The sequence below is a fragment of the Marinomonas hwangdonensis genome (genome assembly GCF_003721245.1).
GTDB lineage: Bacteria > Pseudomonadota > Gammaproteobacteria > Pseudomonadales > Marinomonadaceae > Marinomonas > Marinomonas hwangdonensis.
Map to the genome: position 1 here is coordinate 41,691 of NZ_RIZG01000001.1, position 23,574 is coordinate 65,264.

Genomic DNA, 23,574 nt, shown 5'->3' on the forward strand with positions numbered 1-23,574 from the left:
TTTGTGTTAGTTAAAAATGTGTGGCGTTTGTTAAGTGCCCGTGGGATCAATGCCGTGGTTGCGACAGTGTTCCTATTGTATGGGGTGAACGTGACGATTGCCGCAGAGGTTGAAGAGACAGAATCGCCCTGGGTCGAACAGCTTGGTCCGATTATCGCTCCTAACCTAATCACAGGCAAAACGCCTCCTTGGCACCCTGTTATTGCGCCACTTCTGGAGCAAGCACCAATCCATTTACAAGATCAGATCGGCCCCAACGTGGGAGACTCGGCTAATAGGACCTTCTTTTATGCACCATTACAAGACAGGACGACGCCATCGCAGAGCCTCTCTTCAGACGTGCCTATGTCAGCAAAACGCCAGGTACCTGATGACTCTAAACCGGCTAAACACACTCAGATAATAAACCAAATACCATCAAGAGATACCTGGCCCGCAAAAATGTTAGCGGTGGACGCTCTCCCGGAAATGCCACGCATTGCTATTTTGATTGATGACTTAGGTTACAGCCGTCAGGGCATGGAAGCGTCACTCATTCTTCCTTCGGAAGTGGCATTAGCTATTTTACCGGGGACACCTTATGGTTTGAAGACCGCTCTAGCCTCACAAGAGCAAAACCGTATAACGTTACTGCATGCTCCAATGGAAAATCAGCGAAAGCTAACCTTGGGTCATGGTGGTTTATATGCAGAGATGTCTGAAGAAGAGTTAAAAAAGACATTAGAGGAGAGCTTAGACAGTTTGCCAGGCGTGCAAGGAGCAAATAATCATATGGGCAGTTTGCTGACGGAGAACGCCACCTCAATGAAATGGGTGATGGAAATACTGCAAAGTCGATCATTGTTTTTTATCGATAGCTTGACCAGTCCTCACAGTGTGGCAAAGCAAACGGCTCAAGCGTTTGGCCTAGACACAGTCAGCAGAGATGTGTTTTTAGACAACATTCGTACAGAGCAAGCCATAGACCGTCAATTTTCGCGGTTGCTAAAATTAGCTAGACAACATGGCAGTGCACTGGCAATAGGGCATCCTTACCCCGAAACAACCCGATACCTAAAAAAACGCCTTGGCCGCTTAGAGGTCGAAGGTATTAGACTGGTGCCTCTTTCCGATTTATTGCTACCGAATAAAGAATAGTGTGTCGAATGATAAATTAACTAAGATGAATGGTTACGCACCCTATCAATGTTGAGATTTTGTTAAAATCCGGACTTTCATGATAAAAATCCGGATTTTTTTTCAATATTTTTTGTTTAATCCAAGTTAAATTATAAACACTTTATGGCGTGATCATAGCGCAATCATAAAAACAACCCTTTCTAGTGCAATTCCTTTTTTCTCGCCCTTATTTAGGGCGTGCAAATTCTTTTTTACAAAGCCTAAAAAACCATAAAAATCATTAAAGGTAGAGATATATTCTTTAAAGCTCTATTTATCTGGTGCTTAATATGGCTTTTTGCATTATTTGTATTATTTTTGTGCACTTGTATTGACCATTCTTTACTCTAGGATTATTGTGTAGTTTCATTGTGGTGCACATTTTTTGAATGTTTTGGTTAAAAGTTCCATATTCTTTGCTTTCTCGGAGGGTCGAGATGTTGGAACGCTTCTTGCTTTTAAATAATAACGAAAACAAAACGAGTAGAGGCTTATATATGTCGAATGCAGTTGTGAAAAAAACGTTACTGGCTATGGCTATTGCTGGAGCAGCCACATTCGCTCAAGCGGATGTAGTTATTGGTGTAGCTGGTCCTCATACTGGCGCTTACGCGGCGTTTGGGGAACAGTTATGGAGAGGGGCTGAAAAAGCCGCTATGGATATTAATGCCGCAGGCGGTATTAATGGTGAAATGATTAAACTGGTAAAAGCAGACGATGCTTGTGAGCCAAAGCAAGCGGTTTCTGTGGCAAACCGTTTAGTAGACTCTGACGATGCTGTTGCAGTTGTAGGGCACTTCTGCTCTTCTTCTTCCTTACCCGCATCTCGCATATATGAAGAAGCTGGTGTGTTAATGGTAACACCTGCTTCAACAGCACCACTGTTGACTGACAATGGATTGCCAAATGTCTTTCGTGTTTGTGGTCGTGATGACCAACAAGGCGATGTGGCGGCAAGTTACATTGTTGGAGAGCTAGGTGCGACCCGCGTTGCCGTTATCCATGATAAAGATACTTATGGTAAGGGTCTGGCGGATGCGATGAAGTCTACGTTGAACGCTTACGGCGTCCAAGAGGTCATGTACGAAGGTTTGACTCGTGGCGAAAAAGACTTCAACGCTGTGATCACAAAAATTCGTTCGGTTGATGCGGAAGTCGTTTACTTTGGTGGATTACATTCAGAAGCTGGCCCATTAGTTCGTCAGCTTCGTGAACAAGGTTCGAAAGCCATTTTCATGTCTGGTGACGGTATTGTGTCCGATGAGTTCGTATCGGTTGCTGGTGCACCTGAATACGTTGATGGTGTGCTTATGACCTTTGGTGCGCCACCAACATCTTACCCTTCTGGTGCGAAAGTAATTCAAGAGTTCCGTGCTAACGGTTATGAGCCAGAAGGCTACACTCTTTACTCCTATACAGCTATGCAGGTTGTTGCAGCTGCCCTTTCTAATAATAATTTAGACCCAATGAAAGCCGCTGAGTGGTTAAAAACCAACTCTGTGAGCACAGTAATGGGCGTAAAAGATTTTGATGAAAAAGGCGATTTAAAAGTCTCTGATTACGTTATGTATGAATGGGATGCTCAAGGTAAATACCAACAAATAAACTAATATCTAACTTAGTTTGTTATCCACAGTCACTGGCGATTCCTGCGCCGGTGACTGTGTCTTCATTGTCTAAAAATCCCACGAGGTCTTACGATGGATATCGTTCTCCAGCAGTTGGTAAACGGTCTAACCCTTGGCTCTGTTTATGGGCTGATCGCAATTGGCTATACCATGGTTTACGGCATTATTGGCATGATTAACTTCGCTCACGGCGACGTTTACATGGTGTCTGCTTACATCACCGCCATTGCTATAGCGCTATTAACCTTTTTCGGTATTGAGTCTTTCCCGATTATTCTTATTGGTACATTATTTTTAACCGTTGCTGTTACGGGAGCTTATGGTTGGGTGATAGAGCGTATCGCGTATCGTCCATTGCGAAACTCCAGCCGCTTAGCCGTGCTTATTTCAGCGATTGGTATGTCGCTTATTCTTCAAAACTACGTTCAACTTAGTCAGGGTGCGAATCAGCAGGGCGTACCTACATTATTAACTGGTGCTATGCGTATAGAAGTGGGTGATGGATTTGTTCAAATTACTTACATGAAATTGCTGATACTGTTTATTTCTCTTTTGGGTATGGGCGTGCTGACGTATGTTATTCAAAAAACAAAGTTAGGCCGTATGTGTCGAGCGACACAACAAGACAGAAAAATGGCCTCTATTTTAGGGATTGATACCGACAAAGTTATTTCTACCGTATTTGTTATTGGTGCCATGATGGCGGCTCTAGCAGGTGTGTTAGTCACCCTTGATTACGGTGCATTTGATTTTTATGTTGGTTTTATTATCGGCATTAAAGCTTTTACTGCAGCGGTATTAGGCGGTATTGGATCCTTACCTGGCGCTATGCTCGGTGGTTTAATCCTTGGGTTATCCGAAGCCTTATTTGCGGGCTTAATCAGTTCTGACTATAAAGATGTGTTCTCTTTTTCTTTATTAGTTCTCATTTTAGTTTTTCGCCCAAGTGGTCTTCTTGGCAAACCTGAAGTGGAGAAAGTATAAATGAGCCAGGCAATTGGAATAGATTTAAAGAAAAGCAGTGTTGATGCGCTCATAGCGGGTCTTTTAGCGCTTATTTTATTTGGCCCTATCGTTGGGGTTTTACTGGACGGTTATGGTTTTAAAACAGAATTTGACCGTGTCGCTTGGATCGTTGCGATCGTGGCTTTTGGTCGATTTATGCTGTCTTGTTTTTTGCAGACAGAAAAAGGCATTGCTCTTGTGCATCGTTTTGCTCGCAGTGACGATGGTGCCATAGTTTTACCGCCTGGCCATAAGTCCAAAATGGTGTGGGTTATTCCACTGGTCATTGTCATTGGTCTTCTCGTGCCCTTTATTGCGTCTAAATACGTTCTAACAGTAGTAATATTAGGTTTGATCTATGTCTTGCTGGGTCTTGGGCTTAATATTGTTGTGGGATTAGCGGGTCTGCTGGATTTAGGCTTTGTTGGGTTTTATGCCATTGGTGCCTATGGCCTTGCTTTGGGTTATGAAAACCTTGGTTTAGGCTTTTGGTCAATGCTGCCAATTGCTGCGATTATGGCTGCCGTGGCAGGTGCCATTCTCGGTTTCCCCGTATTACGCATGCATGGCGACTACCTTGCAATCGTGACACTGGGTTTTGGCGAAATTATTCGTTTAGTACTGATTAACTGGTCTTCATTCACCCATGGTCCAAACGGTGTATCAGCTCCGCTGCCAACCTTCTTTGGTCTAGAATTTAAGCGCCGATCCAGTGATGGACAAACTTTCCATGAGTTCTTTAATCTACCTTACGACTCTGGTTATAAGTACATGTTCATCTACTTGATCTTATTTTTGGTCGTGTTAGCGGTACTGTTCATTAAACATCGTTTGGTGAAAATGCCGATTGGTCGAGCATGGGAAGCGCTACGCGAAGATGAAATCGCCTGTCGTTCGTTAGGTTTAAATCATGTTCTAGTGAAACTATCTGCCTTCACTATTGGTGCGTCTACTGGTGGTTTAGCTGGTGTGTTTTTTGCGACGTATCAAGGTTTTGTTAACCCATCTTCATTTACGTTTTTTGAGTCTGCGCTGATTCTCGCGATTGTGGTATTGGGGGGTATGGGATCAACGCTGGGTGTGGTTATCGCAGCGTTCTGTTTGACTGTACTGCCAGAGATCTTAAGAGAGTTTGCTGAGTACCGAGTATTAATGTTTGGTATTTTGATGGTAGTGATGATGGTGTGGAAACCTAGAGGCATAGTTCGTGTCACGCGAACAGGCTTTGCATCAAGAAAAGGGGCAAGCAAATGAGCCAAGAAAACATTTTAACGGTAGAAAACTTGGCCATGCATTTTGGCGGTATTAAAGCGTTAAATGACGTGACTTTTGATATTAAGCGCGGTTCGGTATCCGCGCTCATTGGTCCAAATGGAGCGGGTAAAACCACAGTATTTAACTGTTTGACAGGGTTCTACAAAGCCACCGGCGGTTCAATTATGTTGTCTGCTTGTGGTAAAGAGACCAGCATTATTAAAGTGTTGGGTGAGCCCTTTAAGTGGACAGACTTTATTTCGCCTGTGGCATTTTTTGGGCGGCTTAAATACAAAATGTTTGGTGGCTCGCATTTAGTGAATCGTGCTGGGTTGTCCAGAACGTTTCAAAACATCCGATTATTTAAAGAAATGTCCGTTGTCGAAAATCTATTGGTTGCGCAACATACTCGCGTGAATCGCAGTCTTATCGCTGGTATTTTAAATACGAAAGCTTATCGACAATCTGAGAGTGATGCCCTTGAGCGTGCTTTTTATTGGTTAGGTGTAGTAGATCTTGTGGACTCAGCCAACCGTTTAGCGGGTGAGCTTTCTTATGGGCAGCAGCGCCGTCTAGAAATCGCAAGAGCCATGTGCACAAATCCTGAGATTGTCTGTTTGGATGAGCCTGCTGCAGGCTTAAACCCATCTGAGACCGAAGCGCTCACTAAGATGATTCGTGTCTTGCGTGATGAGCACAACGCCACTGTACTTTTAATAGAGCATGATATGGGTATGGTGATGGATATTTCAGACTATATTGTGGTGCTTGACCATGGTGTAGTGATTGCCAAGGGTGGCCCAGACGCAATAAAAAATGACCCGAAAGTGGTGGCTGCTTATCTTGGTGCGGAAGAAGACGAAGAGGTAACACTATGAGCGCTTTCATGGAGTTCAAAGACGTTGATGTTCACTACGGCCCCATACAGGCATTAAAAAAAGTGTCTTTAACGATTAATGAAGGAGAGATCGTCACTTTGATCGGTGCTAACGGCGCAGGGAAATCAACACTACTGATGTCGATCTTTGGTCAGCCACGGATTTCTTCTGGCGAAATCATTTATCGTGGTGAAGATATCTCACAAAAATCGGCGCATTACGTAGCATCTAATGGGTTAGCCCAATCTCCAGAAGGGCGTCGTATCTTCCCTAAAATGTCGGTAGAAGAAAACTTACTAATGGGTACTATTCCGATTGGGATGGATCATGCTGATGAAGACATGCAGCACATGTTCACCTTGTTTCCTCGTTTGAAAGAGCGTCGCAATCAACGTGCTTCGACCATGTCTGGCGGTGAACAGCAAATGTTGGCAATTGCTCGTGCGTTGATGAGTCGGCCAAAGCTACTATTGCTGGATGAGCCCAGTTTGGGTTTAGCACCGATTATTGTTAAGCAGATCTTTCAGATATTGAAAGACGTGGCTAGCACAGGCATGACGATCTTTTTGGTGGAGCAAAATGCCAATCACGCATTAAAACTGGCCAATCGTGGTTACGTAATGGTGAACGGGGAGATTCGTATGAGTGGAACTGGTCAAGAATTACTCGTTAATCCTGAAGTGCGTGAGGCTTATTTGGGAGGACATTAATCCCTTTTATCTCAAAGTTATGCGCTGCTAAACCCCGAGCATAAAAATGACAGCCGTCGATTTTTTATACAAAAACGATCGACGGCTTTTTTATATTAGTAAATAAAGCATATTTATTAAGCATAACGGCTTGTTGTTACTAAATAGCGTTAATCCCCAAATAGTTAATCTCTAAACAGTTTGTCCGTCAAAATGTCGCGTACCTGTGAAGGTTTAGAGGCTTCTCCAAGTGGTGCATCAAAAATGGCATCAATGTTATCACCAAAGTAGGCTGCTACAGCGTCGGCGCTCAATGCCGGATCAAGTCCTGCAGGGTTGGCAGACGTCGACACAATGACCCCACCGAAGGCGTTACAAAGCTGTTTGACTGGCTCATGTTGGGACAGTCGGATAGCCACGCTTTGGTGGTCGCCCTTTACCCAACTAGGGGTGATTTGAGTATCGGGCACGACCCAAGATGTGGGTGTGTCATTGCGGCTAATAAGGCGCTCTGCTACCTCAGGTGCCAAAATATCTAGCCAAGGCTGAAGCTCTTCCTGTGCGCCAGCGACTAAGATAAGGCCTTTTGACTCGGGTCGTGATTTTAGTGTCAAAATCCGTCTGACAGCAGCGGCATTGAAAGGGTCACAACCCAGTCCCCATACTGCCTCAGTGGGGTAAGCGACAACGCCACCTTGGTGTAAGATGTCGGCAAGTTCAGTTACAGAAGTGATTAAGCGCATAACAATAAGCTCAAAAAAGAAATTAAAAAATGAAGGTGGAAATGTGTTGGCGTATTGTGAACATCGAGCTAGCTAACATCTCCCACAAGGGGGAAGAGGGAGACGTTATGACGTCAGTATTACTTCATTGCGTCGATTTTTTCTTTAAGCTCGCTTATTTTGCTGCTAACCACTTTCTCTAGGTGCTCTAGTTCTTTAATTAAATCGTCTTTTGATACTTGAGTTTCGTGCTGTTTGCCAACCAATTGTTCAAGTTCTTCCATAGCACGAAGTACAGTCAAAGAGGGTTCTTGCACTTGGCGATAGGTTTGCTGTCCACCGTCTGCCAAAACCGTTTTGGTGGAACGGCCAAATTTAAACTTTTTACTCTTTGGTAACAAAGACCCTTTCTCACGACGATAATAAATTTTTAGTACATCGTGACCGCCTTCGTAGCGTAAGGTGAACTTTTCGATATCATTAATGCTCGTGATACCCATAGACTGAAGTGTTGGATACATAACCATTTTTCCCATTCATACGTTGTCGTTTAAGAGTACTTAATTAGTATGGGATTGTAATGGGAAAAGCAAGCCCAAGCTGACAGAAATATGAGCTAACGCAGGCAAACTCTAAGAAATTATGAAAACCATAAAAAAGCGCAGTCATTTGATAAAACGAAATCACTGCGCTTTTTAGATTCGCATTAGAAGTTTCTAATCTTCGTCTTGTTCAACATGATCAATGTTTAATTCTTTGATCTTGCGGGTTAGCGTGTTTCTGCCCCATCCCAATAAAAGAGAAGCATCTCGTCGACGGCCACCCGTGTGGGCGAGCGCTGTCTCTATCATAATGCGCTCAAACTTTGGTACGGCTTGATCTAAAATGCCTTTTTGGCCCGTTGCTAGCATATTGTCAACCCAGTGCTTGAGAGATTCTTCCCATGATGAGGTGGGTTTTTCATGGGGCATGGTTGCCAACAATTCAGGGGGGAGATCTTCCACCAAGACTTCACGACCTGATGCCATGACAATTAACCAACGGCAGGTATTTTCTAGTTGTCTTACGTTACCAGGCCAGTCTAATTGCGTTAGATAGTTTTCGGTTTCTCTTGTTAATTGCTTTGGCTCTACCGACAGTTCTTCTGCTGCGCGGTTCAAAAAATGGCGAGCAAGTTTGGGAATGTCTTCGCGGCGTTCAGCCAATTTGGGTAAATGGACGCGGATCACATTGAGGCGATGAAATAAATCTTCGCGGAAAGACCCTTTTTTTACCAAGCTTTCTAGGTCTTGGTGGGTCGCGGCGATAATACGCACATTGACGTTTACGGGGGTGTGACCGCCAACTCGATAGAACTCACCATCTGCCAGTACACGCAATAGGCGGGTTTGTGTTTCGGCTGGCATATCGCCAATTTCATCCAAAAAGAGTGTCCCGCCATTGGCTTGTTCAAACCGTCCTCGACGCAATGTATTGGCACCAGTAAATGCACCTTTCTCATGACCAAATAACTCAGACTCAATCAGATCTCGCGGAATAGCCGCCATATTCAAGGCAATAAAAGGTTTTGTTGCCCGTGGGCTGTGGGTGTGCAATGCCTGTGCTACTAGTTCTTTACCCGTTCCCGATTCACCATTAATCAACACAGTAATGTTTGAGTTGGCAAGTCGACCAATGGCGCGGAAAACCTCCTGCATTGCAGGCGCTTCGCCAATGATTTCTTTATCTACCTCGGGTTCGATTTCCACCGTCATGTCATCGGTACTGGGTCTCGCGTTTTTATGGTGCAGCATGGCGCGTTTGACCAAACTCACGGCTTCTTCTACGTCAAAAGGTTTTGGCAGGTATTCAAAAGCCCCACCTTGATAAGACGCCACGGCGCTTTCTAAATCAGAATGCGCCGTCATAATAATGACCGGCAGGTAGGGGTGTTCTTTTTGAAGTTTTTCGAGCAGCTTTAAACCGTCCATGCCTGGCATACGAATGTCACTGATAATCGCGCTAGGCTGTTCTTTGTCTAACATGCTAACGAGGTTTTCAGCAGAATCGAATAAGCGACACTGAATGCCTTCTTGTTCTAAGGTTTTTTCAAGCACCCAGCGAATAGAGCGATCATCATCGACAATCCATACCGTTTCTTCTTTTGTCATGCTTGCTTCTCCTGATCGTGAGCTGATGTCTCAATGGGAATTAAAATATTAAATTCTGTGTTGTGAGGGTAACTGTTGCATTCAATAATCCCATGGTGCTGATGAATAACCGACTGAGCAATGGAGAGGCCTAAGCCTGTACCGTCCGCTCGCCCGCTGACCATAGGATAAAATAGGGTTTTCATTATGGCCTCAGGAATGCCAGGGCCATTGTCGATGATGCTGATTTTGCATACCAAGCGATGCCGTTTGGAGCCAATCGTGAATTGACGTAGGGCACGTGTCACCATGTGTATGGTTTTGTGTTCTGTGTTTTGGTCTTCCATCAATGCTTGCATCGCGTTCTTAGTGATATTCAGCAATGCTTGAATGAGCTGTGATTCATCACCGATCAATTCTGGGATGCTAGGATCGTAGTCGCGTACTAATTCCACTTGGTTATCCGCTTCTACGCTAATTAATTGGCGGACGCGTTCAATGACCTTGTGTATGTTCAGTGGTTTATTTTGTGGAAGTTTACGCGGACCTAACAGACGGTCAACCAAGTCCCTGAGCCTATCAGACTCCTCGATGATTACTTGTGTGTAGTCATTTAGTGCCTCATCGGTAAAGGCACGGCTGATAAGCTGCGCTGCGCCACGAATGCCACCAAGCGGGTTTTTGATCTCGTGGGCCAGCCCTCTCACCAATTCTTTGCTGGTTTCATGATTGGCAATGATTTCATCTTCTTGAGAAATACGCTTCATTCTGTCACGTGGGTAGAGCTCGATAATCAAACTTTCTATAAAACTAGACGTGCCCATAATCGGGGTTACTGTGTAATCGCAAAACAGTTTACGATTGTTATTACATTCAATTTCGGCTTCCCGTTTGGTGAAGGGGTGGCCTGACTCAACCGCACTTTCTAAAGCTTGCGTGCTGTCTTTATCTTCACGGAAGGCTGACTCTAAACTGTGACCATAAATACGACGACGACTCACAGCCAAAAGCATTTCAGCAGCGGGATTTAAGTACTCTATCTTCAGGTCTTCGTTGAGCAGAATAACCGCGGTAGATAGATGATCGATTAGTGAGTTATACACAGTTGCGCCTCTTAGATGTCGCCTACGTTATTGTTTTAAGTACCGCATTACTTCTTAATTCTGCAAAAAACGAACCAACCATACACGCCTTTTAAAGCGGCTGTTTCAGTCTTTATGGCCCCGTTTTACGATAAAAAGCCCGTGTATTGATGATGAAAAGAGGCTGTTTACAGTAAAGAGAAATAGGTGATTATAGTGTATGCACTAATTTAGTGCGCATGTTTAGTGCTAAGGTTTAATGCCAATCTTCGGTGCTAATTTTTTGTCAAAGCTCACAAAACGTGAAATGACTCTCCATCTTTCAGCACACCTATTAAAACGAAGAGAAAAAAAAGCCCCGATCTACGCCGAGGCTTTTATCTTACGCTGGTCTATTTGACTGGCAGATCTATTCGACTGACAGACAACGGTGCTTATAGGCTGTAGTACAATTCAAACTCAAGTGGGTGAGTTGTCATAGAGACACGACGTGCTTCAGCTGTTTTCAATTCGATGTAAGCATCGATCATGTCGTCAGAGAATACGCCACCTTGAGTCAAGAAAGCGCGGTCTTCATCTAGGCACTTAAGCGCTTCTTCAAGGCTAGCAGCCACAGTTGGGATCGCCAATGCTTCTTCAGCTGGAAGATCATACAAGTCTTTATCTGCCGCATCGCCAGGGTGAATCTTGTTTTTGATACCATCAATGCCTGCCATCAACATGGCAGAGAATGCCAAGTATGGGTTCGCGGTTGGATCAGGGAAACGCGCTTCAATACGCTTGCCTTTAGGGCTGGCAACGTATGGGATACGGATAGAAGCAGAACGGTTACGTGCAGAGTAAGCCAACATAACAGGTGCTTCGAAATGTGGCACAAGACGCTTGTAAGAGTTAGTTGAAGCGTTAGTGAACGCGTTCAATGCTTTAGCGTGCTTAATGATACCACCGATGTAGTAAAGCGCCATTTCAGATAGACCAGCATACTGATCACCAGCGAATTGGTTTTCACCGTTTTTCCAGAAAGACTGGTGAACGTGCATACCAGAACCGTTGTCACCAACGATTGGCTTAGGCATGAAAGTCGCTGTTTTACCGTAAGCATGTGCTACGTTGTGTACGCAGTACTTAAGAATTTGAACTTCGTCCGCTTTCTTAACCAGTGTGTTGAATTTCACGCCGATTTCGTTTTGACCAGAAGTCGCTACTTCGTGGTGGTGAACTTCGATAACCAAGCCCATTGTTTCCATCGCGCCACACATAGCTGCACGTAGGTCATGGTGAGAATCGACTGGTGGTACTGGGAAGTAGCCGCCTTTTACGAAAGGACGGTGACCCATGTTGCCGCCTTCGAACTTCTTGTTAGAAGACCAAGCAGCTTCTTCAGAGTTGATCTCTACAGAACAACCAGACATGTCTGTTTTCCAACGAACGTCATCAAAGATGAAGAATTCTGGCTCAGGACCAAAGAAGGCTGTGTCACCAAGACCGGTTGATTTTAGGAATTCTTCTGCGCGTAATGCTACAGAGCGTGGGTCACGGTCGTAACCTTGCATAGTAGAAGGCTCGATAACGTTACAACGAACAATAACTGTTGGCTCTTCCGTGAAAGGGTCGATAATAGCTGTGTCATCTTGTGGCATCATGATCATGTCGGATTCATTAATGCCTTTCCAGCCAGAAATTGACGAACCGTCAAACATTTGACCATTCTCGAAAAACTCTTCGTCCACAGTTTTCGCAGGAATAGAGACGTGTTGTTCTTTGCCTTTGAAATCCGTAAAACGAAGGTCAACCCACTTCGCATCATGTTCCGCAATCAAGGCAAGAGTATTTTTTGACATAGTTATTCTCCATTGGTCGTTAGTACGAAATTAATGTTTATTAGTGCTTCAATACAAAGCGTATTGCCCAAGTATTTGCATAACCTGTGCCAGATATGTGTGCGTCAAAATAAATCTATAAATAACAATAACATAGAAAAAAGTGCAGCAAGGTTGTTTTTCCTATGTGCCATAATCGCCCATAAATATGAGAAAAAAGCGCTAAAATAGTGCGTCATTCTGTTTTTTTGCACTTTTTTTGTGCGGTCAATGCTTCTTGCGTTCAAAGATGTGCATTTCGGTAGGTGGTCAAAAGAAACCATTTGTGGAAAAAATACAAAAGTAAACGAAATGTCCCCCATCATTATCACCTTCATGGCGAGGTTTTTGACTTAGGTCAAATATTATCCCTTTGATTCAACTTATTATCTTCCTCTGCTCGCTTAACCAAAACATTTTTCAATCTGCTCTCTGTTTTTAACCTGTGTACTTTATTGATCCATGCTTTTTGGATTTACCTGCTTAAAAGGAATTTGTATGTCGCACTATCAGTCTTCTGGGGCAGAGCGCCTTCTCAATCAAGATTCTAATGTACTGTCGATCACTGATCTTAATAGTGCAATCAAATACGTAAACCCTGAGTTCGAAGCGATTAGCGGGTATCAAAAAGAAGAATTGCTGGATAAGTATCACAAGGTGATTCGTCACGACGAGATGCCAAAGCATGCTTTTGAAGATCTCTGGCATCATTTGAAGCAAGAAAAATCTTGGATGGGAATAGTGAAAAATCGCTGTAAGAATGGCGATTACTATTGGGTTGACGCTTATGTAAGCCCTATTGTGAAAAAGGGCCAGGTTGTTGAATATCAATCCGTTCGTCGCTGTTCAGACGACGTTATCAAAAAGCGAGCAGACGCCTTCTATCAAAATTTAAAAGACTCGCCAGAAAAAGCGAAGCGGCAGCTTAAAACACCTAAGTTCACGATAACTCAAAAAATGATGGCTTGGATAACCTTGTTGTTCGCTGTTTTTATGTCTGCTCGTTTGTTCGAGTCAGGGGCCATTCAAATAGCGCTAGAAATAACCGCCTATATGGTCTGTTTAATGGGAGTGGCTGCTCTTTTACGGCCATTAATGAAAGCTATTGAAGCGACACGCGCTATCTCAAGTTCCCCGCTTGCTATGTATGTGTACACAGGGCGTACTGATGAAGCGGGTCAGATTTCACTGGCGATGTCTCGTTTGAAAGGAGAGACGTCGGCTATATTAGGACGCATTAATGATTTTTCAAAGCGTGTCTGGGAGCGACAGTCACAAGTGTGCCAAAGTGCCGAGGTTAAGCAGGAAGCGCTGGATAATTTATCGACGGACTTTGTTAGCATTAAACAAGCGACCGAAGAAATGGCTGGAGTGATCGAAGAGGTCGCTGCATCGACGCAACAAAGTGTTCGTGATTCACAGCAGGCCAGCGATAATATGCTGACCAGTTTGCAAGGGATGAAGCAAACACGGGAGGCTATGGAAAAAGTCAGCGCACAAGTTGAAGCGGCTCGTGAAGGACTTTCTCGTCTAAAAGAAGACAGCGATGCCATTACCTCGGTGGTAGAAGTCATCCGCGATGTTGCGGAACAAACGAATCTACTTGCCCTCAACGCAGCCATTGAAGCGGCACGAGCAGGAGATCAAGGTCGAGGTTTTGCTGTTGTAGCCGATGAGGTGCGAGGTTTAGCAAGTCGTACTTACCATTCAACAGAAGACATAGTACAGGCCATCGAGCGTGTGCAAAAAGGGTCGATGAAAGCGCTACAACAGATGGAAGAAGCCTCTAAAGTGGCGCAACAAAGCCAAACTCAAACCACCGAAGCCGAAAAAGCGGCTGGCCTTGCCAAAGATAGCATGCAACTTATCCATCAGCAGTCACAAAATACCGCGGTGGCCATGGAGCAACAGAGCGCCTGTGCGAACGATATAAATCAACGTATATTGAATGCATCTATTGTGGTGGCTGAGCTGACTCGTCATGGTGAACAAGATGTTGTTGCGTGCGCCGAAGTGCATGAGATTGTTGATCAAATGGAGCGACTGGCATCCCAGTTTTGGGATCAAACATTGACATCACGAGAGCAGCAAGGATGAACATCGTTTTCATTTAAACGTTTTCTTAAATGCAGCCAAGAGCTTTGTCTGAGTTTTTAGAACTTTTTTCTTGAGTTTAATGGGATATTCATCAATATCAGGGTACAATTGCGCGAATTTTACCCCGCACCAAGATCCGAGACGCTTGAAGAGCTTACCCGCCCATATCAAGCGGCGGTTTGTCTTTTTGCTTACGCTAATACAGAGAATTATAAATGTCTAATGATATCAATAAGTTACGTAACGTAGCTATTATCGCCCACGTTGACCATGGTAAAACAACCTTGGTTGATCAACTTCTAAGGCAATCTGGTACGCTAGATCGTAAAGACCTTGGTTCAGAACGAATCATGGACTCCAACGATCAAGAAAAAGAGCGTGGCATTACCATTTTGGCAAAAAACACCTCGATAATGTGGAACGATTACCGTATTAATATCGTAGACACTCCTGGACACGCTGACTTCGGTGGTGAAGTTGAGCGCGTTTTGTCTATGGTTGACTCTGTATTGCTTTTGGTTGATGCCGTTGATGGCCCTATGCCACAAACACGTTTTGTAACGTCTAAAGCGTTTGAGCGTGGCCTTCGTCCAATCGTGGTTATCAATAAGATTGACCGTCCGGGTGCTCGTCCTGATTGGGTAATGGACCAAGTTTTTGACTTGTTCGACAGCCTTGGTGCGACTGAAGATCAGTTAGATTTCCCTGTTATCTATGCTTCCGCCATTAACGGTATCTCTGGTGATGATCCAGAAGCCATGGCAGAAGACATGACACCGCTTTACCAAATGATCGTAGACAGCGTACCTGTGCCAGACGTAGATCCAGAAGGTATGTTCCAAATGCAGGTGTCTGCGTTGGACTATGATGCTTATGTGGGTGTTATCGGTATCGGCCGTATTACTCGTGGTAGCTTGTCGCCAAACCAACAGGTAGTCATTAAGTCTGCTGACGGTAAAGAACGTAAAGGTAAAGTACTAAACGTGAAGGGCTACCATGGTCTAGCACGCGTTGACACAGACAAAGCAGGTGCGGGTGATATCGTTTGTATTAATGGTATCGATGGTCTAAGTATTTCTGACACGCTATGTAATCCAGAATGTGTTGAAGCTTTACCAGCGTTGACGGTTGATGAGCCGACAGTCAGCATGACTTTTATGGTGAACGATTCTCCGTTTGCCGGTAAAGAAGGTAAATTTGTTACCTCTCGTAATATCAAAGACCGTCTTGATCAAGAGCTTATCCACAACGTAGCGCTTCGAGTACGTCAGGGTGATGCACCAGATAAGTTCATTGTTTCTGGTCGTGGTGAGCTTCACTTGTCTGTATTGATTGAAAACATGCGTCGTGAAGGCTTCGAAATGGGCGTTTCTCGTCCTGAGGTAGTCAAGAAAGAAGTTGATGGAAAGATCCACGAACCGTTTGAGCAAGTGGTTATCGACGTAGAAGAGCAGCATCAAGGTTCTATCATGGAAGAGCTTGGCTTGCGTAAAGCCGAGTTGACTAACATGGAACCCGATGGCAAAGGTCGCGTTCGTCTTGAGTTCATGTCACCTTCTCGTGGATTGATCGGCTTCCGTGGCTTATTCCTAACCTTGACTTCTGGTTCTGGTATCATGACCAGCGTGTTTGACCACTACGGTCCGGTAAAAGATGGTGATGTAGGTGGTCGTCAGAATGGCGTACTGATCAGTATGGTAACGGGTAAAACAGCGGCATTCGCTTTGTTTAACCTACAAAGCCGTGGTCGCTTATTCTTAGGTCATGCGGTTGAAGTATACGAAGGTCAAGTTATCGGTATTCACTCACGTGATAACGACTTATCTGTTAACCCAGTGAAAGGTAAGCAGTTAACCAACATGCGTGCTTCTGGTACAGATGAAGCTCTGACCTTGACGCCACCGATTCGTCATACTCTTGAGCAAGCGCTTGAATTTATCGAAGACGATGAGTTGGTAGAAGTGACACCAGAAAGCATCCGTATTCGTAAAAAACTATTGACTGAAAACGAGCGTAAACGCGCTGGTCGTAAGTAAATACAAGCCATGTGGTAAACATGGCTTAAAGAGCAGCAGCAAATGAGTTCATGCAAATGAGCTTGTGAGCGACAGAAGCGCCTTCGGGCGCTTTTGTTTTTTCTAGCATTTGATAAAGTGAGGCGAGGCAGACGCACTCAACGAAAAGGAGTAAACATGAAACTGCTAGTACAAAGGGCATTAAACGCCAGTGTCGTAGTCGATAACGAAACCGTCGGCGCTATATCACACGGACAGCTGGTATTAGTTGGTATAGAAAAAGGCGATACAGAAGCCGATATGCAAAGATTGGCAGACAAGTTGTTGAAATATCGCATGTTTGGCGACAAAGACGGTAAGATGAACCTTAACGTGCAGCAAGTAAATGGCGGTGTGCTATTGGTGTCTCAATTCACCTTGGCTGCAGACACAAAAAAAGGACTTCGGCCTGGATTTTCAACCGCTGCCATACCAGAAGAGGCGGAAAGACTGTTTAATGATTTTGTAAGCAAAGTACGCGCCCAGTATGATCAGGTTGAAACCGGACGCTTTGCCGCCGACATGAAGGTGTCCTTCACCAACGACGGTCCAGTGACCTTCATGCTTGAGTAATTTTATAGGCTAAATCGTACTAACATGACCAAGGAGGGCTTAGCTTGTGTCAAATAAAACGCTCAATTACTACAATCAGCATGCTCAAGATTTTAATGATTCAACATTAAATATTGATATGTCATCGCTGTATGGTGAGTTTCTTCCACTGATAGAGCCTTATGGCCATATTCTTGATGCGGGCTGCGGATCAGCACGCGATGCCATATATTTTAAACAACAAGGCTTTCGTGTTAGTGCTTTTGATGCGAGCGAGAAATTAGCCTCGATTGCTTCTCGAAATTTAAATCAAGTTGTAGAAGTAAGCACATTTCAAACCATGAACTCACAAAATCAATACGACGGTATTTGGTGTTGTGCCAGTTTGTTACACGTCCCCAAGATAGATTTGCCTCTTGCGTTCTTGAATCTACAAAATGCCATGACAAACAAAGGCGTTTTATATGTTTCGTTTAAATATGGCGATTTAGAGCGAGAGCAAAACGGTAGAATATTTACAGATCTTAATGAAGCTATGTTAGAAAATTTAATTGCTAGGCTCGTAGAGCTAAAAATCGTTAAACAATGGCAAAGCGTTGACCAGCGACCAGATCGCAAAACGGAAATTTGGCTTAATGCGCTAATAAGAAAAGAGACAGAAAATTAGATGGATGGAATGATGCAGCGGCAACTGGATTTTATCTCCTACATACAGCGTATGTTAGTAGAAGGTGATTTTAGCGCTACATACAAATTTGCTCTGCTGCATGCTATAGCTGATGTGTGCATTGAGCAGCCGTTGAAATCGGATGAAGATAAACTGATTATAGAATTGCCTACATTGGCAGACAAAATGATTGATTTATATTGGTATCATGCAACGCCATTTTCTTCTGAGCAAACAGGTGAGAATGCCTTGTTAAAACAAAACACAGGTAATCAGTCAAAGGTAATTCGTGTTTTATTTGAGTGTCAGCAAAATAATATTCGTAATTTTCGGCAGCTTAAACAAAGTGCTTTTTATCTGCCTACATTTAATGCCGCTATGACCACATTAAAAAATGGTCCGCTTTGGCGGTTACAGATATTGGCAAAGCAGGAAGAATGTTTTTTATATCCCCATACAAAAAGCACAAAATCTATTGTCTTAAATGCGGGTATTGCCAGTTGCTTTAGACGTTTTTACGATTTGGTCGTGTATTTGGCGAAAAACGCTTGGATCCAAAAAATACAAAGCATTAAGCATAATCAAGTGTTAATTGGGCCGCAGAGTCAATTACAGGATTTCTTGTTTGGTGTCGATCGTAGTGTGCTTATCAAGGCAAAACCTGTGCTTGTGGAGCTGCAGTCTAACCGATGTTTTTATTGTCAAAAACCAATGAAAGGTGAAATAGAAGTCGATCATTTTATTCCATTTGCTCGTTATTCTCACGATTTAGGTCATAATTTTGTGGCTGCTCATTCTGTCTGCAATAACAGCAAGCGCGACTTTCTAGCGGCACAATTACATAGGGAGCGTTGGCAAGAACAAAATCTCGTGATTCATGAGCGTAGCCTGTCTGAAGCGCTTAGTCCATATTTTTACTGTGATGCCGATAAGTCTCAGGCTGTCAGTGATTGGGCCTATCAAGTTGCGTGTGTGAATGGTGCCAAGCTATGGCTAAGCAAAGACAGGTTTGAAGAGGCTAGGTCAGTCAGTAAACTTTCCTTGTTAAACCAGATGGCGTCATTAGAAGTGAGGGCTCAAGACAATTCACATCATCAAAAGGTCGATATTTCTATTGCAGACTTTAGTACTCAATTACCTTATTTCCCCAACTTAAAGATGGCATGTGGGCACTTTAAAACAGGTGACGACAGCGATGTTGAGTATATTGGTGTCCAAGATAACGTAGGCCGTTTCAGCCCTAGCAATCACTTTTTGGCAAGGGCGTCAGGTAATTCTATGAATGGTGGTAAAAATGCCATTTATGATGGGGATTTATTGTTGTTTGAATGGATTGCTGCTGATAAAGCTGGATCACTACAAGGTGCGACTGTTGCTATAGAGTGCGATGGATATGGCGATGAAAGCCAGTATTTGTTACGTAATGTGGAAAAAATCGCGGAGGGCAGGTATCTGCTTATTGCGTATAACTCAGAGTATAGTGCTTTGGAATCAGACGAGTCTATGCGAACATTCGCTCGACTCGTTCGACGTATTGATAAATAAAAGACTTTAATAATGCTGCTGTTTTCGTCTGTCTTATAAATTGGCCAACCTAAGACGTTTTAGTGGTTGCGTCGTTCTCTTCTGTTTCTTCGTTCTCCTCACTGCCATCGACAACCACTTTGACTGTTCGACCTGCGATAAGGCCTAGTTCAAACAGCATCCACATAGGGATGGCCAGTAGGGTTTGAGAAAATATGTCTGGAGGGGTGATTAACATACCGATGACGAAGCATCCGAGAAAAATGTAAGGGCGCTTTTTTGATAGGCTAGACACGGTTGTCACGCCGGCTTTAATCAATAGGTAAGTGGCGACTGGGATTTCAAAAGTAACGCCAAAAGCAAAAAAGAGTTTTAAAACAAAGTTGAGGTAATTATTTATGTCTGTCATAACGGTGACTTCCCCAGGCCCAACGGTCGTGAAGAAACCAAAGATTAAGGGCAGCACTATGTAGTAAGCGAATAGCACGCCGGCATAGAAAAGAAAGATGCTGGAAATCAGCAGCGGGATGGCGATTTTCTTTTCTTTTTTGTATAGCGCGGGTGCGATAAATGACCATGCTTGAAACAGGGTGTAAGGAACAGACAGTAAAAACGCCACAAAGAATGTCAGCTTAAGTGGGGCCAGAAAGGGCGATGCCACTTCGGTGGCGATTAAAGAGCTGCCCGCGGGCAGCAATAAGCGTAATGGCTCAGAAACAATTAAGTACAAATCGTTTGCGAAGGCATAGAGTCCAACAAACAGGATCAAAATAGCCAGTACTGATTTGAGTAAGCGGTTTCTTAGTTCAATGAGATGACTGACCAGCGGGGCTTGATTTGAAGTGTTTGTACTCATATGACGTCACATGTCCGCGTTGTGTTTGTTTGCTTTATCTTTTGTGGCTGAAGTATCGGTTGTAGCTGAAGTATCTATAGTGTGTTGATCGTTATTGGTGCTGTTTGTTGGTGTGTCTATACGCGTGTTCGTCTCTATTGGCGCTTCTTCTGGTGCTTTTTCTGCAATAGGTAGAATCGTGTTTTGTATGGTGCGTTCTTCTTTCAGCAAACGTTGGTTCGTTTCGCTGATTTTTTGCTGCAACTCTTCTTGATCTAGTTGAGCGTTGATTTCCCTTTGTACGGTATTAATGCTGCGTTTTATTTTACGTATCCACAACCCCGCCATCTTGGCCGCATGGGGCAGGCGTTCGGGGCCTAGAACTAATAGGCCCACCACAAAAACAATGAGGAGTTCAGAAAAACCGATATCAAACACAGATTAGGCGCTCTTGTCGTCTTTTTTAACATCAGCGTCTATGACTTTATGCTGCTGCGCGGTTTTTTCTTCTTCGTTTTTTTCATCTTTATCAACGGCTTCTTTAAAGCCTTTTACTGCACTGCCTAGGTCGGAGCCTAAACCTTTCAGTTTTTTTGTGCCGAAAATAAGAATGATGATGGCCAATACGATGACAAGTTGCCAAATACTAATTCCACCGAACATAATGTACTCCTACTTTATTCGCTACGACTGGCTTTTTCTTCTAAGCCTGATAAATTAAAACGGCGTGCTAACTCGTCTAGAACGGCTTCTGGGCCAAGGTTTAAATGAGATAACATAACCAATGTGTGGAACCAGAGATCCGCCGTCTCATAAATGAGGTCGGTCTTATCTCCTGATACAGCAGCGTCTTTCGCGGCTAGTATGGTTTCTACGCTTTCTTCGCCCACTTTTTCTAGGATCTTATTTAATCCTTTTGCATGCAGGCTAGCGACGTACGAGGTATCTACCCCAGCGACTTTACGTTGTTCTAAGGTCGCGGCCAATTCGGCTAAAACATCAGTTTTCATTATAGTCTCTTAATTGTTACGGTTTTAAGACGAGTAAGTAAATACCCACAGCAAATAAACTTAAACTGGTTATGTCTGTGGCTTTTATATTATCGAGTAACATAGGATCAGTAATAATCCAAGCAGCCCCTAAGCTCAACACACCCATAAACCTAAAGGGTAAGTTTTTACGACCTTTTCGCAGTTCTTTGCCGAGTTGTTGGATGGACTTGGTTTGGGCTTCTATGCGCTCATTCTGGTGGGATATTTGCGATAGGGCATTAAAAACCAAATTAGGGATCTGAGGCAGCTGTCCAGCCCATTGAGGAGCCTGTTTGCGAACTTCTTCAATCACCCGCTTGGGGCCAACTTGCTCCTGCATCCAGCGCTCTAGGAATGGCTTGGCAGTGACCCAAAGATCAAGGTCAGGGTAAAGCTGACGACCCAGTCCTTCAATATTGAGTAAGGTTTTTTCTAGCAAAACAAGCTGCGGTTGTACTTCCATGTTAAAACGACGTGCGGTTTGGAATAAGCCGATGAGTACCTGTCCAAACGAAATGTCTTTGAGTGGTTTGGCAAACATGGGTTCACAGACGCTGCGAATGGCTGATTCAAAGGCGTGAACCGGGGTGCCTTTAGGTACCCAGCCGCTTTCGACATGCAGTTCAGCCACCATACGATAATCCCGTTGGAAAAACGCCAGTAGATTGCGTGCAAGATAGCTTTTATCGGCTTCGTCTAGACTGCCCATGATAGCGCAGTCGATAGCAATATATTTGGGTTTTGCCGGGTTAGATACATCTACGAAGATATTTCCTGGGTGCATGTCTGCGTGAAAGAAACTGTGTGAGAATACTTGCGTGAAGAAGATTTCTACGCCTCGCTCCGCTAAGCATTTCATATCCACATTGGCTTTATTGAGGGCGGCGATATCCGCTACAGGAATGCCAGAAATACGTTCCACCACCATGACGTTACGATGGCTGTAGTCCCAGTAAATTTGCGGTACGTAAAGTAGATTTGAGTTGATGAAATTGCGCTGAAGCAAGCCTGTGTTGCCTGCTTCTTTGGCTAGATCTAGCTCGTCTAATATGGTGTATTCGTAATCAGTAACGACCTCGACAGGGCGAAGGCGTCGGCCATCAGCGCTTAATTTAGCAACAAGATGCGCTAAGGTATAAAGCAGGCTGATGTCTTTGCCGATGGTTTTTTCAATGCCAGGGCGGATGACTTTGACGACAACCGCTTCACCAGAATGTAGGGTGGCTGTATGCACCTGAGCAATAGACGCGGAGGCTAATGGGCTAGATGAAAATTCGGCAAACAATTCGCTGACAGGGGCCTTAAGGTCGCGCTCTATAATGGCTTGGGCAATGTGCCCCGGAAAAGCCGGAACTCTGTCTTGAAGTCTGGCTAGCTCGTCAGCGATATCATCGTCTAATAGATCACGACGAGTTGACAGTATTTGTCCAAACTTAACAAAAATAGGCCCAAGAGATTCCAGCGCCAGTCGTAGTCGTTCGCCTTTATTTTTTTGCACTCTTTTACGGCCTACTAGGCAAAATAAACCAAGACTGTAACGCAAGTACCAAGGTAGAGCCTTGAGAGGGATAAAGGCGTCAAGACGAAAGCGAACAACGGTATAAAGGATACGGATTAAACGAAAAGCGCTGGTGAACATGATTAAAATTTAAATCCTTTGTGCAGAGCGACTATGCCACCGGTTAAGTTTTGGTAGCTGGTGCGTTCAAAGCCCACTTCATTCATCATGGTTTTGAGTGTTTCTTGATCAGGGTGCATTCGAATGGATTCCGCGAGGTAGCGATAACTGTCCGCATCGTTGGCAATGAGTTTGCCCATCATTGGCAGTAAGCGGAAGGAGTACTGATCGTACACTTGTGACAGCGTTTCAGATTCGGGTTTGGAGAATTCCAAAACAAGTAAGCGGCCTCCAGGTTTCAACACGCGATACATAGATGCCAAGGCTTTGGATTTGTCGGTGACGTTACGCAAGCCAAAGGCAATAGTGATGCAGTCAAAGGTGTCGTCGGGAAAAGGCAGTTCTTCTGCATTAGCTTGGACGAATTGAACATTGCCAACAACACCCATGTTGGCTAATTTGTCGCGGCCCACTTTTAACATGGAATCGTTTATGTCTGCCAAAATGACTTGGCCTTGCGCACCCACTAGGCGAGAAAACTTGAGCGTCAGGTCACCTGTACCACCTGCAATATCTAATACGCATTGACCCGCGCGTACACCCGATTGGCTAATGGTGTGGCGTTTCCAGAGGCGATGAATGCCACCGGACATTAGGTCATTCATAATGTCGTACTTTGCCGCGACGGAGTGAAAAACGTTCGCGACAGCTTTGACTTTTTCCTCTGTAGGGATTTCTTTGAAGCCAAAATCGGTGGTTTTTTTCTGATCGTCTTGCATAAACTATTTTATC

General features: G+C 44.2%; 22 protein-coding genes. 11 read left to right on the top strand and 11 right to left on the bottom strand.

Features of this window, described 5'->3' with window-relative positions; all coding sequences use genetic code 11:
* Positions 1 to 3: 3 nt before the first annotated feature.
* From EBI00_RS00205 to EBI00_RS00230, 6 genes are all read left to right on the top strand, one after another.
* Positions 4 to 1,137, top strand: coding sequence for a divergent polysaccharide deacetylase family protein (locus tag EBI00_RS00205; protein WP_241556906.1), 1,134 nt, complete (start codon positions 4 to 6; stop codon positions 1,135 to 1,137).
* Between the two features lie 518 nt (positions 1,138 to 1,655).
* Positions 1,656 to 2,768 carry a branched-chain amino acid ABC transporter substrate-binding protein gene (locus EBI00_RS00210; RefSeq protein ID WP_123094428.1) on the top strand — a complete coding sequence of 371 codons (1,113 nt, stop codon included), beginning with the start codon at positions 1,656 to 1,658 and terminating at the stop codon, positions 2,766 to 2,768.
* A gap of 90 nt (positions 2,769 to 2,858) precedes the next feature.
* The gene (locus EBI00_RS00215) at positions 2,859 to 3,770 is read left to right on the top strand and encodes an ABC transporter permease subunit (RefSeq protein ID WP_123093925.1); all 912 of its coding nucleotides are present in this window, start codon (positions 2,859 to 2,861) and stop codon (positions 3,768 to 3,770) included.
* The gene (gene livM / locus EBI00_RS00220) at positions 3,771 to 5,045 is read left to right on the top strand and encodes a high-affinity branched-chain amino acid ABC transporter permease LivM (protein ID WP_123093926.1); all 1,275 of its coding nucleotides are present in this window, start codon (positions 3,771 to 3,773) and stop codon (positions 5,043 to 5,045) included.
* Positions 5,042 to 5,923, top strand: coding sequence for an ATP-binding cassette domain-containing protein (locus tag EBI00_RS00225; RefSeq protein ID WP_123093927.1), 882 nt, complete (start codon positions 5,042 to 5,044; stop codon positions 5,921 to 5,923). Before livM ends, EBI00_RS00225 begins: the two co-directional genes overlap by 4 nt.
* On the top strand, positions 5,920 to 6,633 hold the full coding sequence (locus tag EBI00_RS00230; protein ID WP_123093928.1) for an ABC transporter ATP-binding protein: 714 nt from the start codon (positions 5,920 to 5,922) through the stop codon (positions 6,631 to 6,633). The genes EBI00_RS00225 and EBI00_RS00230 overlap by 4 nt, the downstream gene beginning before the upstream one ends.
* Positions 6,634 to 6,797: 164 nt before the next feature.
* On the opposite strand, the gene tsaC is transcribed toward EBI00_RS00230, so the two are convergent.
* The 5 genes from tsaC to glnA all read right to left on the bottom strand — a co-directional run bounded on the left by tsaC (position 6,798) and on the right by glnA (position 12,386).
* The gene (gene tsaC / locus EBI00_RS00235) at positions 6,798 to 7,355 is read right to left on the bottom strand and encodes an L-threonylcarbamoyladenylate synthase type 1 TsaC (protein WP_123093929.1); all 558 of its coding nucleotides are present in this window, start codon (positions 7,353 to 7,355) and stop codon (positions 6,798 to 6,800) included.
* Between the two features lie 119 nt (positions 7,356 to 7,474).
* Positions 7,475 to 7,855 carry a DUF3461 family protein gene (locus tag EBI00_RS00240; RefSeq protein WP_123093930.1) on the bottom strand — a complete coding sequence of 127 codons (381 nt, stop codon included), beginning with the start codon at positions 7,853 to 7,855 and terminating at the stop codon, positions 7,475 to 7,477.
* A gap of 195 nt (positions 7,856 to 8,050) precedes the next feature.
* Positions 8,051 to 9,484 (bottom strand): nitrogen regulation protein NR(I), encoded by a 1,434-nt coding sequence (ntrC, locus tag EBI00_RS00245; RefSeq protein WP_123093931.1) that lies wholly within the window; start codon positions 9,482 to 9,484, stop codon positions 8,051 to 8,053.
* Positions 9,481 to 10,566 carry a nitrogen regulation protein NR(II) gene (gene glnL / locus EBI00_RS00250; RefSeq protein ID WP_123093932.1) on the bottom strand — a complete coding sequence of 362 codons (1,086 nt, stop codon included), beginning with the start codon at positions 10,564 to 10,566 and terminating at the stop codon, positions 9,481 to 9,483. The genes ntrC and glnL overlap by 4 nt, the downstream gene beginning before the upstream one ends.
* 413 nt (positions 10,567 to 10,979) lie before the next feature.
* Positions 10,980 to 12,386, bottom strand: coding sequence for a glutamate--ammonia ligase (gene glnA, locus EBI00_RS00255; RefSeq protein ID WP_123093933.1), 1,407 nt, complete (start codon positions 12,384 to 12,386; stop codon positions 10,980 to 10,982).
* A 516-nt stretch (positions 12,387 to 12,902) separates the two neighbouring features.
* Between glnA and EBI00_RS00265 the strand changes: the two genes are divergently transcribed.
* The 5 genes from EBI00_RS00265 to EBI00_RS00285 all read left to right on the top strand — a co-directional run bounded on the left by EBI00_RS00265 (position 12,903) and on the right by EBI00_RS00285 (position 19,319).
* Complete coding sequence (locus tag EBI00_RS00265) at positions 12,903 to 14,501, top strand: methyl-accepting chemotaxis protein (protein ID WP_158600722.1); 1,599 nt, start codon at positions 12,903 to 12,905, stop codon at positions 14,499 to 14,501.
* A gap of 215 nt (positions 14,502 to 14,716) precedes the next feature.
* A complete protein-coding gene (gene typA, locus EBI00_RS00270; protein WP_123093936.1) occupies positions 14,717 to 16,537 on the top strand; it encodes a translational GTPase TypA in 1,821 nt (606 codons plus the stop codon).
* A 156-nt stretch (positions 16,538 to 16,693) separates the two neighbouring features.
* Positions 16,694 to 17,128, top strand: coding sequence for a D-aminoacyl-tRNA deacylase (gene dtd / locus EBI00_RS00275; protein ID WP_123093937.1), 435 nt, complete (start codon positions 16,694 to 16,696; stop codon positions 17,126 to 17,128).
* A gap of 46 nt (positions 17,129 to 17,174) precedes the next feature.
* Positions 17,175 to 17,774: a class I SAM-dependent methyltransferase gene (locus tag EBI00_RS00280; RefSeq protein WP_123093938.1), complete on the top strand. Its 600-nt coding sequence runs from the start codon at positions 17,175 to 17,177 to the stop codon at positions 17,772 to 17,774.
* A 9-nt stretch (positions 17,775 to 17,783) separates the two neighbouring features.
* Entirely contained in the window at positions 17,784 to 19,319 is a 1,536-nt protein-coding gene (locus tag EBI00_RS00285) for a S24 family peptidase (protein WP_206612531.1), read from the top strand.
* A 49-nt stretch (positions 19,320 to 19,368) separates the two neighbouring features.
* Here the strand turns inward: EBI00_RS00285 and tatC are convergent, their stop codons facing one another.
* The 6 genes from tatC to ubiE are packed head-to-tail and all read right to left on the bottom strand — an operon-like array spanning position 19,369 to position 23,561.
* Positions 19,369 to 20,154, bottom strand: a complete 786-nt coding sequence (gene tatC / locus EBI00_RS00290) for a twin-arginine translocase subunit TatC (protein WP_123093940.1) — start codon at positions 20,152 to 20,154, stop codon at positions 19,369 to 19,371.
* A 6-nt stretch (positions 20,155 to 20,160) separates the two neighbouring features.
* On the bottom strand, positions 20,161 to 20,571 hold the full coding sequence (tatB, locus tag EBI00_RS00295) for a Sec-independent protein translocase protein TatB (RefSeq protein ID WP_123093941.1): 411 nt from the start codon (positions 20,569 to 20,571) through the stop codon (positions 20,161 to 20,163).
* A 3-nt stretch (positions 20,572 to 20,574) separates the two neighbouring features.
* Complete coding sequence (gene tatA, locus EBI00_RS00300) at positions 20,575 to 20,796, bottom strand: Sec-independent protein translocase subunit TatA (RefSeq protein ID WP_123093942.1); 222 nt, start codon at positions 20,794 to 20,796, stop codon at positions 20,575 to 20,577.
* A 14-nt stretch (positions 20,797 to 20,810) separates the two neighbouring features.
* Positions 20,811 to 21,143 (bottom strand): phosphoribosyl-ATP diphosphatase, encoded by a 333-nt coding sequence (locus EBI00_RS00305; RefSeq protein ID WP_123093943.1) that lies wholly within the window; start codon positions 21,141 to 21,143, stop codon positions 20,811 to 20,813.
* 16 nt (positions 21,144 to 21,159) lie between these two features.
* A complete protein-coding gene (gene ubiB / locus EBI00_RS00310; RefSeq protein WP_123093944.1) occupies positions 21,160 to 22,803 on the bottom strand; it encodes a ubiquinone biosynthesis regulatory protein kinase UbiB in 1,644 nt (547 codons plus the stop codon).
* Between the two features lie 2 nt (positions 22,804 to 22,805).
* The gene (gene ubiE, locus EBI00_RS00315; protein WP_123093945.1) at positions 22,806 to 23,561 is read right to left on the bottom strand and encodes a bifunctional demethylmenaquinone methyltransferase/2-methoxy-6-polyprenyl-1,4-benzoquinol methylase UbiE; all 756 of its coding nucleotides are present in this window, start codon (positions 23,559 to 23,561) and stop codon (positions 22,806 to 22,808) included.
* Positions 23,562 to 23,574: the final 13 nt, after the last annotated feature.